This is a genomic window from Planctomicrobium stercoris (genome assembly GCF_051465655.1).
GTDB lineage: Bacteria > Planctomycetota > Planctomycetia > Planctomycetales > Planctomycetaceae > Planctomicrobium.
The window spans coordinates 735,436-749,097 of the sequence record NZ_CP195791.1 but is presented as its reverse complement, the minus strand read 5'-3'; the positions used below and the strand labels follow the sequence as shown (position 1 = coordinate 749,097).

11 protein-coding genes are annotated in these 13,662 nt (G+C 57.9%); 5 read left to right on the top strand and 6 right to left on the bottom strand.

The window, feature by feature from the left end; all coding sequences use genetic code 11:
* Positions 1–336: 336 nt before the first annotated feature.
* Entirely contained in the window at positions 337–1,446 is a 1,110-nt protein-coding gene (locus SH661x_RS03040; RefSeq protein ID WP_437227891.1) for an HD domain-containing protein, read from the bottom strand.
* A 119-nt stretch (positions 1,447–1,565) separates the two neighbouring features.
* Positions 1,566–1,787 carry a hypothetical protein gene (locus tag SH661x_RS03035; RefSeq protein WP_437227889.1) on the bottom strand — a complete coding sequence of 74 codons (222 nt, stop codon included), beginning with the start codon at positions 1,785–1,787 and terminating at the stop codon, positions 1,566–1,568.
* Positions 1,788–1,875: 88 nt separating this feature from the next.
* Here SH661x_RS03035 and SH661x_RS03030 point away from each other — a divergent pair, with 88 nt between their 5' ends.
* The gene (locus SH661x_RS03030) at positions 1,876–3,198 is read left to right on the top strand and encodes a dihydroorotase (protein WP_437227887.1); all 1,323 of its coding nucleotides are present in this window, start codon (positions 1,876–1,878) and stop codon (positions 3,196–3,198) included.
* Positions 3,199–3,324: 126 nt separating this feature from the next.
* Here SH661x_RS03030 and purD read toward each other — a convergent pair whose 3' ends face one another.
* Positions 3,325–4,605 (bottom strand): phosphoribosylamine--glycine ligase, encoded by a 1,281-nt coding sequence (gene purD / locus SH661x_RS03025; RefSeq protein WP_437227885.1) that lies wholly within the window; start codon positions 4,603–4,605, stop codon positions 3,325–3,327.
* Between the two features lie 330 nt (positions 4,606–4,935).
* On the opposite strand from purD, the gene SH661x_RS03020 reads away from it, so the two are divergent.
* From SH661x_RS03020 to SH661x_RS03005, 4 genes are all read left to right on the top strand, one after another.
* Complete coding sequence (locus SH661x_RS03020) at positions 4,936–5,712, top strand: SDR family NAD(P)-dependent oxidoreductase (RefSeq protein WP_437227883.1); 777 nt, start codon at positions 4,936–4,938, stop codon at positions 5,710–5,712.
* Positions 5,713–5,848: 136 nt separating this feature from the next.
* Positions 5,849–6,841 carry a C-terminal binding protein gene (locus SH661x_RS03015; RefSeq protein WP_437227881.1) on the top strand — a complete coding sequence of 331 codons (993 nt, stop codon included), beginning with the start codon at positions 5,849–5,851 and terminating at the stop codon, positions 6,839–6,841.
* A 296-nt stretch (positions 6,842–7,137) separates the two neighbouring features.
* Entirely contained in the window at positions 7,138–7,872 is a 735-nt protein-coding gene (locus tag SH661x_RS03010; protein WP_437227879.1) for a response regulator transcription factor, read from the top strand.
* A gap of 435 nt (positions 7,873–8,307) precedes the next feature.
* A complete protein-coding gene (locus tag SH661x_RS03005) occupies positions 8,308–8,727 on the top strand; it encodes a secondary thiamine-phosphate synthase enzyme YjbQ (protein ID WP_437227877.1) in 420 nt (139 codons plus the stop codon).
* A 159-nt stretch (positions 8,728–8,886) separates the two neighbouring features.
* Here SH661x_RS03005 and SH661x_RS03000 read toward each other — a convergent pair whose 3' ends face one another.
* The 3 genes from SH661x_RS03000 to SH661x_RS02990 all read right to left on the bottom strand — a co-directional run bounded on the left by SH661x_RS03000 (position 8,887) and on the right by SH661x_RS02990 (position 13,654).
* Positions 8,887–9,816 carry a DUF1559 family PulG-like putative transporter gene (locus SH661x_RS03000; protein WP_437227875.1) on the bottom strand — a complete coding sequence of 310 codons (930 nt, stop codon included), beginning with the start codon at positions 9,814–9,816 and terminating at the stop codon, positions 8,887–8,889.
* 344 nt (positions 9,817–10,160) lie between these two features.
* Entirely contained in the window at positions 10,161–12,524 is a 2,364-nt protein-coding gene (locus tag SH661x_RS02995; protein WP_437227873.1) for a tetratricopeptide repeat protein, read from the bottom strand.
* A gap of 155 nt (positions 12,525–12,679) precedes the next feature.
* Positions 12,680–13,654, bottom strand: coding sequence for an SgcJ/EcaC family oxidoreductase (locus tag SH661x_RS02990; RefSeq protein ID WP_437227871.1), 975 nt, complete (start codon positions 13,652–13,654; stop codon positions 12,680–12,682).
* Positions 13,655–13,662: the final 8 nt, after the last annotated feature.

The following is a 13,662-nucleotide window of genomic DNA, read 5'->3' as shown; positions in this document are numbered from 1 at the left end:
GGCTGAAATGCGATTTTCTCTCAAGTTTGCGAGCAGCACCACAGAAGGATTCCGTGAACAGCAAACTTATCGATATCTGAGTTCGGTCGTCAAAAAATTTTTAACCACGGAAGGCACGGAATTCACGGAAATGGATCCGATGGGAAAAGCTCACCTCACCATATGAACTGACGTGAATCGACAAACAGGCTCCAGACCTTTCTCCTCATTTTTCGAGACGCGATCAGCGTGGGGCCATGGACTGCATTGAAAATTTTCCGTGCTTTCCGTGGTTCCCCCCCCACTGACCGAACGGATTAGAGTCCGCACTGAAGTACTGGCATCCATTCCATCAGCCTATTCCGAACCGCACATGCGCGAGATTTCGCGGATCTGATCCAGAGCGTCGTCCACATCCCCGACTGCAGCCCCTCGGACGCGGCCTCCGCGATCGCATTCCCCCAGCAGCTGCAGGGTTTCGAAGTCAGGGTGCAATTCCAGTCGTCGACGCGCCCGGGCTCCGATGGTCCCGTCCTGAATCCGGTGAGCCTCCATATGATGCTCGATCAGCCATGCGGTCCGTTCACTGATGAACCCGTCCAGTGCCTCAAGAGCAGCAGCGACATGATTGTCCCGGTCAATCCCCTTTCCCACATCGTGCAGCAGCGCCGCCAGCAGGAACTCCTCATCGTACGGAAGTTCGTCCAAAGCCAGTTCGAAGACCTGTAAGCTGTGATACAGAGCATCCCCTTCCGGATGATGCTTCTTCCCCTGCTGGACCTGTGCCAGAGGAATCAGGAGCATTCGGTAGATCTGAAAACGATCGATCCGGGCCGCAGTTCCCTCGACCTCGGCCTGCAGATCTGCGTCCGGAGTTTCTTCCCGTAACAACGCTTCCAGCTCGGCGAGCGAGGCCCGTTCGATCGGCTTTCCAGTGATGGAACTGCGAAAGACGTAATGCGCCTGATCGGCAGCATACACCGTCAATTCAATGGGAAATCGATCCTGAATATGAATGTGGGTAAACGTCCGCTGCTCACCATGCTTTCGAACCTGCTTGTGTTCGACATCGAAGAGGTAGCCCGCTTGATCCAGCGTGGTCACAATCGCCTCGAGACTGCTTGAAAACAGATGCAGATCGATGTCACTTCCAGAACGGATATGACCGGTCAGTGTGCTGCCGATCAGCTTTGGACGGAACTCCTTCAGTAACTGCATGGCTGCGAGTGCTGTCAGCCGCATCTCGCGCAGTCTGTTGAACCGATCCTCCCCTTCATACATCCAGGCGAACCGCTGGATCTCATCACGGATCTCCGCGTTGGTGGGAAGCAGTGAGGGCTTCACCCAGCCGCGACAGATGGCCCGGGCCGCCCGCATTTTGGCTCGGTAATACTCCGATTCCTGACGCGAGTACATCAGGCGGGCCGCTTCGAAGGTAATCTGCCTTCGCGTTTTATTTGTCGACATGAAAAGAGTGCGTCGATATTTTTCGCCCATCAAAGCGACGCCGGGCTGACATGAATATATGCGTCGATGCCAAGGACATCAAGATGATTTCAATCTTCTGACAGAGCCTTCCCTGATCATCAACCTCCACTGGCGAGCCTCCGTGCGACTTCCGCGTTCACTTGCTCGCTGGTCCAGTCTGGATGTTCTGCCCGGATCAGATTCATCAGCATTCTCCTGGCAGAACGCCACATTCCCCAGCCAATTTCCAACCGCTCACGTGGCGTTTTTGCAGCCAGAACTGCCGCCATCTCACGGTCGACAATCTCCATGCGGAAATCGGTTTCGTATTGAGCGGACATTCCCACCTGCCAAGGTATTCGTAAGCTGCAGTTCAATGCCGGTTCATGATACCCTGTGGGCTGTCCTTCACCAAACCAGAGCGATCCCATGTCCGAACGTACGTTGATTACCGGTGCCGAATGTGTCTTTCCAGAAGGGATCCGCAAGGCGAATCTGCTGATCGAAGGGACGCGGATCCTGGCTGTCGATCCTCCCCGGACCGCGCACGCCGATGAAGTCGTCGATGCCACCGGCCTGCACCTGCTCCCCGGGGTGATCGATGATCAGGTCCACTTCCGCGAGCCGGGACTGGAACACAAAGAGGACCTCCACACCGGGAGCCTTGCCTGTGCAAAGGGAGGAGTGACGACGTTTCTGGAAATGCCCAATACCAATCCAGCGACCATCACACTCGAGGCACTCGAAGACAAACTGAACAGGGCCGCCGCCCGCAGCGTCGTCAACTTCGGATTCTACATCGGGGCGACAGTTGACAATCTCGACGTGCTGCAGCAGGCGACGCGGACTCCGGGAATCAAGATCTTCATCGGGTCGAGTACAGGAAACCTGCTGGTTGATGAACAGGCTGCCCTGGAACGCATCTTCGCGGAAACGACGCTGCCAATCTGTGCTCACTGTGAGGATGAAACGACGGTGCGGGCGAACCGGGATCGGCTGGGCGAAAACGTCCAGCTGGCAGACCACTCTCGCATTCGAGACCACGCTGCCGCGCTGATCGCCACCCAGCGGGCTGTGGATCTGGCAACCCGCTACAAGCATCGCTTTCATGTGCTGCACGTGTCGACTGCCGAAGAAGTGGACTTTCTCAGGCAGCGCCCCTCGTGGGTGACCGCTGAAGCCTGTCCGCATCACCTGTTCTTTAATGTCGATGACTATGAACAGCTTGGGTCACGGATCCAGATGAACCCTTCGATCAAGACCAGGGCGGACAATGACGCCATCTGGGAAGGGCTGCGTCAAGGGATCATTGAAGTCATTGCCACGGATCACGCTCCACATACGCTTGACGAGAAAAAGCAGGCCTATCCGAAGTCACCCTCGGGGTTGCCCGCGGTTGAGAACTCGTTGGCACTCATGCTGGATGCTGCGAATCAGGGCCTGTGCACGCTGGAGCAGGTGGTCTCCTGGATGTGCGAAGCCCCTGCCCGGGTCTGGAACCTGAAGGGCAAAGGAGCGTTGAGGGAAGGCTTCGACGCCGACCTGGTCCTTGTTGACCTGAAGAAATCAGAGACGATCCGTGATGCAGACCAGCTGACCAAATCCCGCTGGAGTCCGTGGGACGGCGTGACCCTCACCGGATGGCCGGTCCGGACCTGGGTCATGGGACGAACGGCGTTTCATCAAGGGAAAGTCGATGCGTCCGTTCGCGGGCTCGAAGCGGAATACGAGCGAAATTCGGAATACGCCTAGCAGCGGTTTTGCCAATAATCTATTACGTTCCGCAGGCGATAAGTGTGGCGGCGTTTCGGAGGGATTTCTCACTCGACAGCTGTGATCGTCGCCACCGGAACGCCACACGTTCCTGAGAAGCACTTGTTAGTTTGCAGAACGGGCCTTGTCGGAAATGTCTTTACGACACCACGCCCCCTGCCAACGAATACAGCGAACCGCTTCATACGCTTTGCGTTTGGCTTCGGACGCATCTTTGCCCAGAGCTGTCACGCCCAGTACGCGTCCTCCGGTATTCACGACTTCTCCCTTTTGAACCGCAGTTCCTGCGTGGAACACTTTCGTGTCGGGGAGTGCGTCCGCATCGTCCAGTCCACGGATCGGATGCCCCGTGGAGAGTGCTCCGGGATAACCTTCCGAGGCCATCACCACGCAGACGGCAGTCCGTTCATCCCATTCCAGTTCGGGAAGATCTTTGAGTTTGCCGTCAGCAGCAGCGACCAGCACGTCAAACAGATCGGTCTTGAGCCGCATCAGGATCGCCTGGGCTTCAGGATCTCCCAGACGAACGTTGAATTCCAGAACCTTGGGACCCTGTGCGGTGAGCATCAGTCCCGCATACAGGACACCCCGAAACTCCGTACCATTTTTCCGCATGGTGTGCACGGTCGGAATGAGGATCTTCTCAATGACGGTGTCCATCAGCTCGGGAGTCGCGAACGGTGCAGGACTGTAAGCCCCCATGCCCCCGGTATTCGGCCCCTCGTCACCGTCGTAGGCTGCCTTGTGATCTTGCGCTGCTTCCAGCGTGATGATCGTTCGACCGTCGACCAGGGCCAGAATGCTCACTTCCTGCCCGACCAGCTTCTCTTCAATGACGACGGTATTGCCCGCCTCGCCAAATTCATGCTGCTTCATGATCGAACCGACAGCAGCGATTGCCTCTGCCTTGTTGGCACAGACGACCACTCCCTTGCCGGCAGCCAGGCCGTCCGCCTTCACCACCAGCGGAGTTTCTTCACGCTCCTGAATGAAATGCTCCGCTGCCTCGGCATGCTTGAAGACCCGGTAGTCCGCTGTGGCAATGTTTGCCTGCCGCATAATGTCTTTGCAAAAGGCTTTGCTTCCTTCGAGAGCTGCTGCCGCTTTGGTCGGACCGAAGACCCGCAGCTTGTTCTTCTTGAAGATATCGACCACACCGGCCACCAGCGGCACTTCCGGACCGATTACAGTCAGGTCGATCTGTTCCTTCTTGGCGAACTCGGCCAGCCGGGCTCCATCCTCAGCACTGATGTCGACGTTGATGACATCTTTTGCAGTCCCGGCATTCCCCGGGGCGCAATAGACGTGGGTCACCTTCGGGGACTGCTTCAATTTCCAGGCCAGAACGTGTTCACGTCCACCGGCTCCGACAACCAGCACTTTCATCGTACTTCCATCCATCTCTCAATGATCAGCCGCAGCAGGTCGGCAAATTTCTGAATCCGGGAGGAGCCCTTGGCGAGGCTCACAATTCCGCAATTTGAAGTTCTCCAGTATAGTGCGAGCAAACGCAACTCGCGAGGTGACGCCTCTGGGGCTGCTGGGCTTTTGCCGATTCGAAATCGGGGAAGTCGAGAGTCTCGAGACGAGAGTCCAGAGCAGGAAATTCAGCGACTTCCGGAATCTGGACTGTTCAAACGCTGAAATTTCTCGAAATCAAATCAAGCGAAAAATCTGTTCACTGCTCTCGTTCCACTCCGCCCCTAAGGAGCACCGTTGACTGGTTCTGTCCCAAGTCCATTCGCCCAACTCACCAGCCGGAAAGCACTTGTTACCGGAGCCAGCAGCGGAATCGGCAGGGCCATTGCACTGGAACTGGCTCGCGCGGGCTGTGATGTCCTCGTACATTACGGACGCTCGGAAGCCGAAGCTGAAGCGGTTGTGCAGCAGATTCGGGAGCTGGGCGGCCAGGCGAAAAGCTGCCGGCACGATTTCCTCTCGGGGAACTTTGATCAGTTTGTGGACTCTGCCTGGGAAATCTGGGGCGGAATCGATTTCTGGGTCAACAACGCTGGAGCGGATCTTTTGACGGGTTCGGATGCGCAGCTTTCTTTCACGGAAAAGCTGAATCGCCTGTGGAAGGTCGATGTGCAGGGGACGATCGAACTGGGGCGGGCGGCTGTCCGGAAGATGAAGCAGGCAGGTCGCGGCGTCGTGCTGAATATCGGTTGGGATCAGGCGGATCGAGGGATGGAAGGGGACAGCGCTGAACTGTTCTCGACCTCCAAGAACGCGATTATGGGGTTCACGCGCTCGCTGGCCCTGACAGCGGCTCCAGAGGTCCGGGTCAACTGCATTGCTCCCGGATGGATCCTCACCGCCTGGGGTGAACAGGCCAGCGATGCATGGCAGAGCCGGGTGATGCGAGAAACGCCGCTGCAGCGCTGGGGGCGACCCGAGGATATCGCCAACCTCGCGAGATTCCTGGTCAGCGACGAGGCTGCGTACATCACCGGTCAGGTCATCAATGCAAATGGGGGTGCGGTCAGGTAGCGGAAGGGTTTTGCACTGCTTGACTCCCGCAGGCTGGATCGGAACGTTTCAGGCACTCCGGCAGCAGCTGTTTGTAATTGTCAGATAAGTGTACTATCGTCGTTTCGTCCATCTCCCCGAACCGCAGAGCCTCGAAATGCCAGACTTCAAAGTCGTCGTCACGGATTTCATCAAGCCACCCATGAATGTTGAGCAGGAGATCCTTGGGGATCTCGCCAGCGTGATCGCACTGGATGCCTACGGTGAGGCCGATGTGCAGGGAAAGGTCGAAGATGCAGATGCGATCATGCTGTATCACTTCATCTCGCTTTCCGCTCAGACGATCCGCAATTTGAAGAAGTGCAAACTGATCGTCCGCTGCGGGGTCGGTTACGACAACGTCGACCACCGATTGGCCCGGGAACTCGGAATTCCTGTGGCCAACGTTCCCGACTACGGAGCGGAAGAGGTCGCAGATTCCGCGATCGGCATGATGCTCACCCTGATGAGAGGGATTCATTACACGAACAGCCGGCTTCAGCGGGGCGCGGGAGCCTGGAGTTACGAGCAGGTTGTCCCGATTCATCGCCTGCGGGGGCTCACCTTTGGAGTTCTGGGGCTGGGGCGAATTGGGACAGCAGCGGCATTACGTGCCAAAGCTCTGGGAATGCGGGTCATTTTCTTCGATCCCTATGTTCCCGATGGTCGCGACAAGGCGATCGGAATTGAACAGGTCGAATCTCTGGACGATTTGCTCAAGCAGTCACACGTTCTGAGCGCCCATTGCCCGCGAACTCCGGAAACGCAGCACATCATCAGCGACGAGGCGATCGCCAAAATGCGTCCCGGTTCCTATGTCGTGAACACGGCGCGGGGCGGGGTCGTCGACGCACATGCTGTGCTGCGGGCGATTGAAGGGAATCATCTGCGGGGAGCGGGGCTCGACGTGCTGGAGACCGAACCTCCCGCTGCGGATGACCCGTTGATTTCCGCGTGGAGAAATCCGGATCACCCGGCCTTTGATCGCATCATCATCAACCCTCATTCGGCGTTTTACTCCGAGGAAGGCCTGAACGACATGCGGGTCAAAGGATCAAAGAACTGCAAACGGGTTCTTCTCGGACAGGCTGCCCGGAACGTCATCAACTGACGTGTGGCACGAATTCTGCATCGAATATTCAGACTCCAGCCGGGTTTGCGCGAACCCGGCTGGAGTTGCCCTTTTCGGGCTGATGTTTTGCAGGATTCAGTCCATATTCAATGCATGCGTTCTCAGCGAAGTGTCTAAGTTGTAGCTGACTAGATGGCCACAAAATGACACTTCCGGCAGCGGATTCCTCTGAAATCGGAGGGGTCCCCTGTTACAATTCGGTAAGGTTCCTTCGTATCAGGATGACCGTGCCGATCAGGACGCCGTGCTGCGAGGAATTCAGTTGAGAGGATCGAATGAAAGACTTCGCTGCCGTGCTCCCTGACGTGGAATCATATGTCCCCAGCGAGCCCGCTGTTCTGGAACTGTTGATGGTCGAGGACGACGGGATTCTGGGGAAGGCTGTCGCCCGAGGCCTGGAAGATGCCGGATGTGCCTGTACATGGGTCCGCAACGGGATGCGTGGGCTGGAACTGGCTTCCACCCAGAAGTTTCACGCCATCATTCTCGATCTCATGTTGCCGGACCTTTCCGGGATCGAAGTTTTGCAGAACCTGCGTCGACAAGGGGTGCAGGTTCCCGTTCTGATTCTCACTGCCCTGGGATCTGTGCAGGAACGAGTCGCCGGTCTGGAAGCCGGAGCTGATGATTACCTGCTCAAGCCATTCGCTCTGCCGGAGCTGCTGGCCCGCCTCAAGGCGATTACGCGGCGATCTCAGAAACCCGCTTCGCAGCATCTGCGGGTCGGTTCCATCTCGCTGGACCTGTCGACCCGTCGCTTCTCTCGCGAAGGACGGGAAGTCGATCTGACTCCCACCGAATCCAGCCTGCTCGAATTCCTGATGCGGAATGCCGATCAGGTCGTGACCCGGAAGATGCTTTGCGAGCATCTCTGGGAATCGGACTGGGAAGGGGTCACAAATGTGATTGAAGTGCACATCAACCGCCTGCGCGGGAAGATCGATCGCGACTTCGAAAAGCACCTGATTCAAACAGTCCGAGGCCGTGGATACGTGCTGCGGGTCGGGTGAGCTGATTTCATTGTTCGCCTGCTGTGCTGGCACTCAAGCCGAGAGCAGGGAGTCCAAAGTCGAGAAAAGGTTCACCCCCCTCCGCGGACGGCCACGAAAGTTCAATGAAGTCGCCTCTGGGATTGGGTTTAAGAGACTCGCGCAGAGACGCTGAGCCGCAGAGGAAGAGAAGAGTCGAGAGATCCCTCAGCAGTCTCCTTATTCTCCGCGTCACTGCGCCTCTGCGCGAGTCTCCCTTTTCGAGATTCCGCAACGTCACAAGTCACCGAAAGCGGTCCCTTTCACCAGACCCTCGACTCTGACTTCGTCCACATCACGTTGAGGAACATTCCAGTTGAATCCGGCAGCGAGGGGTTCACCTCCGCCTTACGGACGATACAGTGGAGAGTCTCCAACTTTTCACACCGTCCGAATCGAGTGGCCCGGGAACCAGAGATGCCTTGGATTCAGAAGCAGATTTCACTCCCCGCGCAGCGACGCGGTTTTCATTTGATCACCCGGAATGTGCTGCAGGAGCTTCCGGAGCTGGCTGGGATCAAGACGGGGTTGCTGCATGTCTTCATCATGCACACTTCGGCCTCGCTGACGATCAATGAGAATGCCGATCCGGATGTGCCGCGCGATCTGGAATCCTCGTTCAATGCCATCGCTCCGGAAGATTTTCCGTACATCCATACGTGCGAAGGACCTGACGACATGCCGGCGCACGTGAAGGCGTCGATGCTCGGGAGTTCAGTCAGCGTTCCCGTGTCGAACGGACGGCTTGTGCTCGGGACGTGGCAGGGAATCTACCTGTGCGAACACCGTAACCACGGAGGAAACCGCCGGCTGGTGCTGACGCTGCACGGGGAGTGATGACTTGTGGAGATTGGAGACGTTTCCGCCGAGGCCAAAAAAAGACCGCGTCACTCCGTTTGAGAGTGATGCGGTCGTGTTCTAAAAAAGCCCGATCTGCAAACTGTTCATCCTCCTGCAGAAGAGGGCAACGTTACAGATGCCTGGCTTTCTCAGCAATTAGTATTCACCAACAACTTCATTTCCAGCGCGAGTAGTAATTGCCTGGTAGAGCTCGCCGGATACGTTCTGGCTGATAAATCGAACGGATCCATCGCACAGAAGGTGGTGGGCTCCTCCGGTGTGCTGGCTGGAGGGGCCGTACAACGCGTCGATTGTAACGCTGCCGTACGGTGTGACCGAGCTGTAGGGCTGATAGGGGGTCTTGTTGATTGAGCAGACGGAGGGAGGATCGACTAATGTGGTCGCCACAAGGCTGGCAGCTGAACCGTCGATCCAGACAGCGGCGTCCTGATCTCTGGTCTCAACAATCATGATTGTGTTTGATGTACCGTCTGTCACATCTCGGATCTTGGTGCTCTTTCCCGGATAGATGACTCCATTCGGGGCAGTGCTCATCGTTGTGACGTCTGTGGATCCCATGGCAGCGTAGTTCCGGATCGCCCATCGCTGGCCAGCTGGGTACTTACCTCCTGCATTCGGATCGGTAGACGCATGGCTACTGCCCGAAAAACTAGGGCACAGATAAGTCGGGATGATTTTTGACGCCATCTCGTAATTGCTGGAGTGCAGAGAGGGCATGTTGTAATTGATGTTGTTGGAGATCGCGGTTTGATCGAGATAAGGAAGAATCAAACTCGCAAAGCTGTGAAGATGCAGGCTGGATGATGTCGAATCGGCGGAATATGCCCATACGCCAGCGGCGGCACTCACCGCTGTTGTCGCAGAGGGAGGAAATACGGTGTGCGTTCCCTCGTAGTTGTGCAATGCCAGGCCCATCTGCTTGAGGTTGTTCTTGCACTGGGAACGGCGGGCAGCTTCGCGGGCCTGCTGGACTGCCGGGAGCAGCAGGGCGATCAGCACAGCGATGATCGCAATCACCACCAGCAGTTCAATCAGCGTAAATCCTCGGCGTCGGACTTGGGACATCAATTGCTCCAGTAAGTTGAGAGGCACATCAGCGAGTGCTGTGTCTGGCGTCGGGGAAGTCGGGAGTGACGCTGGAACACTCGTCGCCGGTACATTGGACCGGACTTCGGTGGGATTCTGACCGGCTACTCCAGGCCGGATTCCGCAACGGCAATAGTCGTTGAAACGGCTAAACGCTACCAGAATCCACATGGCATCGCAAGAATCTGCAGGTTTCGCAAAGCACCTTCCTGAACAAACTTCGTCGACAGGACTGTTGTTACTCTTCTTTGAGAGGCTGCAAAAACAGAGGGTCCGAGCACAGGTCATGCGCTCGGACCCCTTCGTTCACTCCGTCGAATCGATTACTGCGCCACACGCTCGAACTTCAAGCCCGGATCACTTGGAGGTGCTCCATTGAGCTGGAAGTTCCAGGCATCCGGACCCAGCGAGGTGACGCTCCCATCCATTTCACCCTGAGACTTGCTCGACATCGAAATCTGGTCGGCATCTGCACTCACCTGCCCAGTCACCGTGACCTCGGGCTGCCCGGGTTGTGTGGCTTTCCAGGTGAATGTCGAATCTTCAGTGATCGACAGCTCGATCGTCGCGTCCCCTGCCTTGGCCCGCCACGTTCCGACCAGATCCGTCTCCGGAGCATCACCCGCCGGCGCCGGCAACGGGGTGGGTGTCGGTTCGGGAGACGTGACAGCGGAGGCTGGTGGTTCAGGCGGTTCGAGTGAATCGAGCAGTTGCTTGGCGACCACATCTTTCGGTTCGTTCTGAATCACCACCCGGAGTGCCCCTGCAGCTTCCTTCTTCGCGCCGGTCACCAGATACTGGTAGGCGAGCACAAAGTAAGCAGCTGCATCTTTCGGATTGGCCGTGCAGTATGCTTCGAGGTTCCGAAGCTGCGTGGTGTAATCATTCACGTTGCCGTACAGGCTGCTGACGGTCGTCCAGTCCATTCCCGGTGAGGAGGACAGGAGCGAGTTCAGGGCAGCAGCTGCAGGCTGATACGCGCCGATGGCAAACAGCGCCAGCGCACGCACCTCGTGGATGACCGGATCTTTCGGTTGGAGCTTCAAAGCGTTGTCGAACAACGCAATCGACTGTTCGTACTGACCTGCCTTGAAGGCAGCCAGTCCTTCATCGAACGCCTGAATCCCCGGATCCGTCGCTGGGGGTGGTGTCGTGGAGTCGATGTAGGTGTAATCCACATCTTCCGGAGTGACGTAGTTGTAGACCACGACCGGCTGTGAGTAGTTGTAGGTCGTTGCATACGGGACAGCCAGACCGACGTAATACGGATTGTAGTAGGCACCGTAACCGCCATAGCCGTAACCCCATCCCGTGGCGAACGAATTCAGGCCCCAGCCGGTGAGCGTTCCCCAGAAGAAGGGACGATACCAGTTGTTGCGGCCGTATCCGCCCCAGCTTCCGTTATACCAGCCGTAATGAGGATTGACGTATCGACCTCTCCAGTAGTGGTTATGGTATCCTCCCCCATTCCAGCCCCAGCCGGCGCGGTTCCAGTTGTTGTTATTCCAACCGCCGCGATAACCAGAGTAGTACCGGTTGTTGTTCCCGATATTGATGTTGGTGTTGCGATCAGGATGTCGACCACCGATGACAACGTTTCCGGAGCCGGGACGATGTCCGCCGATGACGGGGCGACCATTTCCGGGCCGATCCCAGTTTCCGGGACGACCATCCCCCGGGCGTCCGGGTCGATTGTCGTTATCGCCGGGGCGGTTGCCTCCGGGACGATTCCCACCAATGTCTCCGGGATTCGGGCGATTTCCGCCCGGGCGTCCATCGCCGGGGCGCCCGTCTCCGGGGCGACCGTCACCTGGTCGTCCAACTCCGGGACGTCCATCTCCCGGACGGTTGTTTCCGGCGCCGGGATTGCCGTCTCCAGGACGGTTTCCTCCGATGCCGGGACGATTTCCATCCCCGGGTCGGTTCCCCGTTCCCGGACGATTGGCTCCGAGATCAGGTCGGTTTCCGTCCCCTGGGCGAGTGACGCCAGAGCCGGGTCGATTGCCGTCCCCTCCCGGGATGTTCGGTCGATTGACGTCGCCCAGGCTCGGTCGTCCACCCTGTCCGGGCGTCGGTCGGTTACCCCCGATGCTGCCGGACCCAGGTCGGTTTCCACCGAGATTCGGAGGAGTCCCACCCGTATTGCCGGGCCGGGTCGTGGGGCGAGTGTTCCCTGTCGGAAGACCAGCAGTGTTCCCGGGTCGACCTCCGCTGCCGATATTCACATTGGGACGTCCTCCAGAAGGACCTCCCTGCGGACGGGTTGGGGTTCCACCCAGTGAGGGGCGTCCACCCCCCATGTTCGCTGGATTGATGTTGGGGCGTCCCCCTCCGCTATTGCCGCCACCCACATTGCCGATGGATGGACGGGAGTTACCTCCACTTGGTCGGCCTCCCCCCATGGATGGACCACCGCCGCTGGGACGACCTCCACCCATCGCGGGACCGCCGCTCGGTCGTCCACCTCCGCTGGGTCGGCCACCTCCCACGGATGGGCCGCCACTCGGACGCCCGCCTCCCATGGACGGACCTCGCCCTCCACCGCCGCCCCCGCTGGGGCGAGCCCCTCCGCTTCCCACCCGTCCCATGGAGGGTCTATCTGCGAAGGCTTCTGGAAGTGGCATCATCAAAGCTGCGAGGACCGCCAGCGCCCATCCGCCACGAAGAAAGTGATTTTGTAAGCGCATCTCATGACCTCTTGCTGTGAGTTCAATGCTGGACACATTTCCCATGCGGTTCCGCCATCACTGCGGGAATGTGCACAACGTCATCTCGGGATTGCTCGTCAGAACGGTGTTCAGCAAAGCCGATTCCCGTGATCAGAAAATCTGAAAAAATCTTCTCATTTCGCCGGCGATGCAGCGTCCTCTTTGGGTTTCTGGTCATTGGCCGGACTCACTTTACGGACGACGCGCAGCTCAAAGTCGTCGTCCTGGATTCCTCCGATGATGCGGTTGGTCCCTTTCATGGTGAACCGGCTGTCATCCTGTGGAATCAGAGTGATGCTCGCTGAACCAGTCTGACCATCGGGAAGAATGGCGGAGGATTGAATGTGCCAGGAGTCCTGCAGCTCGGTCCAGACCCCTTCACCAAATCCCCCATCCGAATCGAACAGCCAGGAGCGGATGCGGCCGTGCAGCGGGTCCCAGCCGATCCGGCTGTTGCTCTTCATCACGGTTTCGCCATCCGCCTGGACGAGGTAGTCGGCCAGGATGTAATTGCGGTCGTCAGACCACTTGTAGGTGATGTGGACCGTGGCATCAGAGCCCTCGTTAACCCATTCTCCCACCAGCCATTCCAGCGACTGCAAAGCAGCGTGGGCGGTGGGAACCAGTTCCCGGCTGGTATCCTTCACGGAGGCCAGCTGCCAGCCCGATTCCGTCTTCGTGAGAACGGCGACATACTGGATGACGGCACGGGCATCTTCACCCGCAGTCATGGTCCGCACCCCTTCTTCAATCGCCAGCGGCCCGATAATCCGGTCGGTTTCAATCTCGAGAGAGATCTCTGCACCCGGATACTTTTCGAAATATTTGGTCAGGACCTCTTCGATATTCTTACGTCCCTGATAGACGTTGCCGTGCTCATCAATCCACTCTCCCTCAGGCAGGAAACAGGCTGCCACATCGGCGGCCTTTCCGGCATTGAAGGCAGTCACGATCTTTTCGTCCGTGGCATGAATTTCGGAGAGCACATCAGGAGCTTTGTCAGCCTCCTTCACCACGGCGACAGTCTTTTCTGTCGCCTGAGCGAGACACTGCGACGTCGAAACGATGACAGCCAGTCCAAAGGCCGCTGAAAGAGGTAACCATCTCATGGAATCTC

Coding starts and splice junctions, on each gene's coding strand:
- SH661x_RS02995 (WP_437227873.1), bottom strand. CDS start 12,524: ATGCGCTTACAAAATCACTTTCTTCGTGGCGGATGGGCGCTGGCGGTC.
- SH661x_RS03035 (WP_437227889.1), bottom strand. CDS start 1,787: ATGTCCGCTCAATACGAAACCGATTTCCGCATGGAGATTGTCGACCGT.
- SH661x_RS03000 (WP_437227875.1), bottom strand. CDS start 9,816: ATGTCCCAAGTCCGACGCCGAGGATTTACGCTGATTGAACTGCTGGTG.
- SH661x_RS02990 (WP_437227871.1), bottom strand. CDS start 13,654: ATGAGATGGTTACCTCTTTCAGCGGCCTTTGGACTGGCTGTCATCGTT.
- SH661x_RS03010 (WP_437227879.1), top strand. CDS start 7,138: ATGAAAGACTTCGCTGCCGTGCTCCCTGACGTGGAATCATATGTCCCC.
- SH661x_RS03005 (WP_437227877.1), top strand. CDS start 8,308: ATGCCTTGGATTCAGAAGCAGATTTCACTCCCCGCGCAGCGACGCGGT.
- SH661x_RS03030 (WP_437227887.1), top strand. CDS start 1,876: ATGTCCGAACGTACGTTGATTACCGGTGCCGAATGTGTCTTTCCAGAA.
- purD (WP_437227885.1), bottom strand. CDS start 4,605: ATGAAAGTGCTGGTTGTCGGAGCCGGTGGACGTGAACACGTTCTGGCC.
- SH661x_RS03015 (WP_437227881.1), top strand. CDS start 5,849: ATGCCAGACTTCAAAGTCGTCGTCACGGATTTCATCAAGCCACCCATG.
- SH661x_RS03040 (WP_437227891.1), bottom strand. CDS start 1,446: ATGTCGACAAATAAAACGCGAAGGCAGATTACCTTCGAAGCGGCCCGC.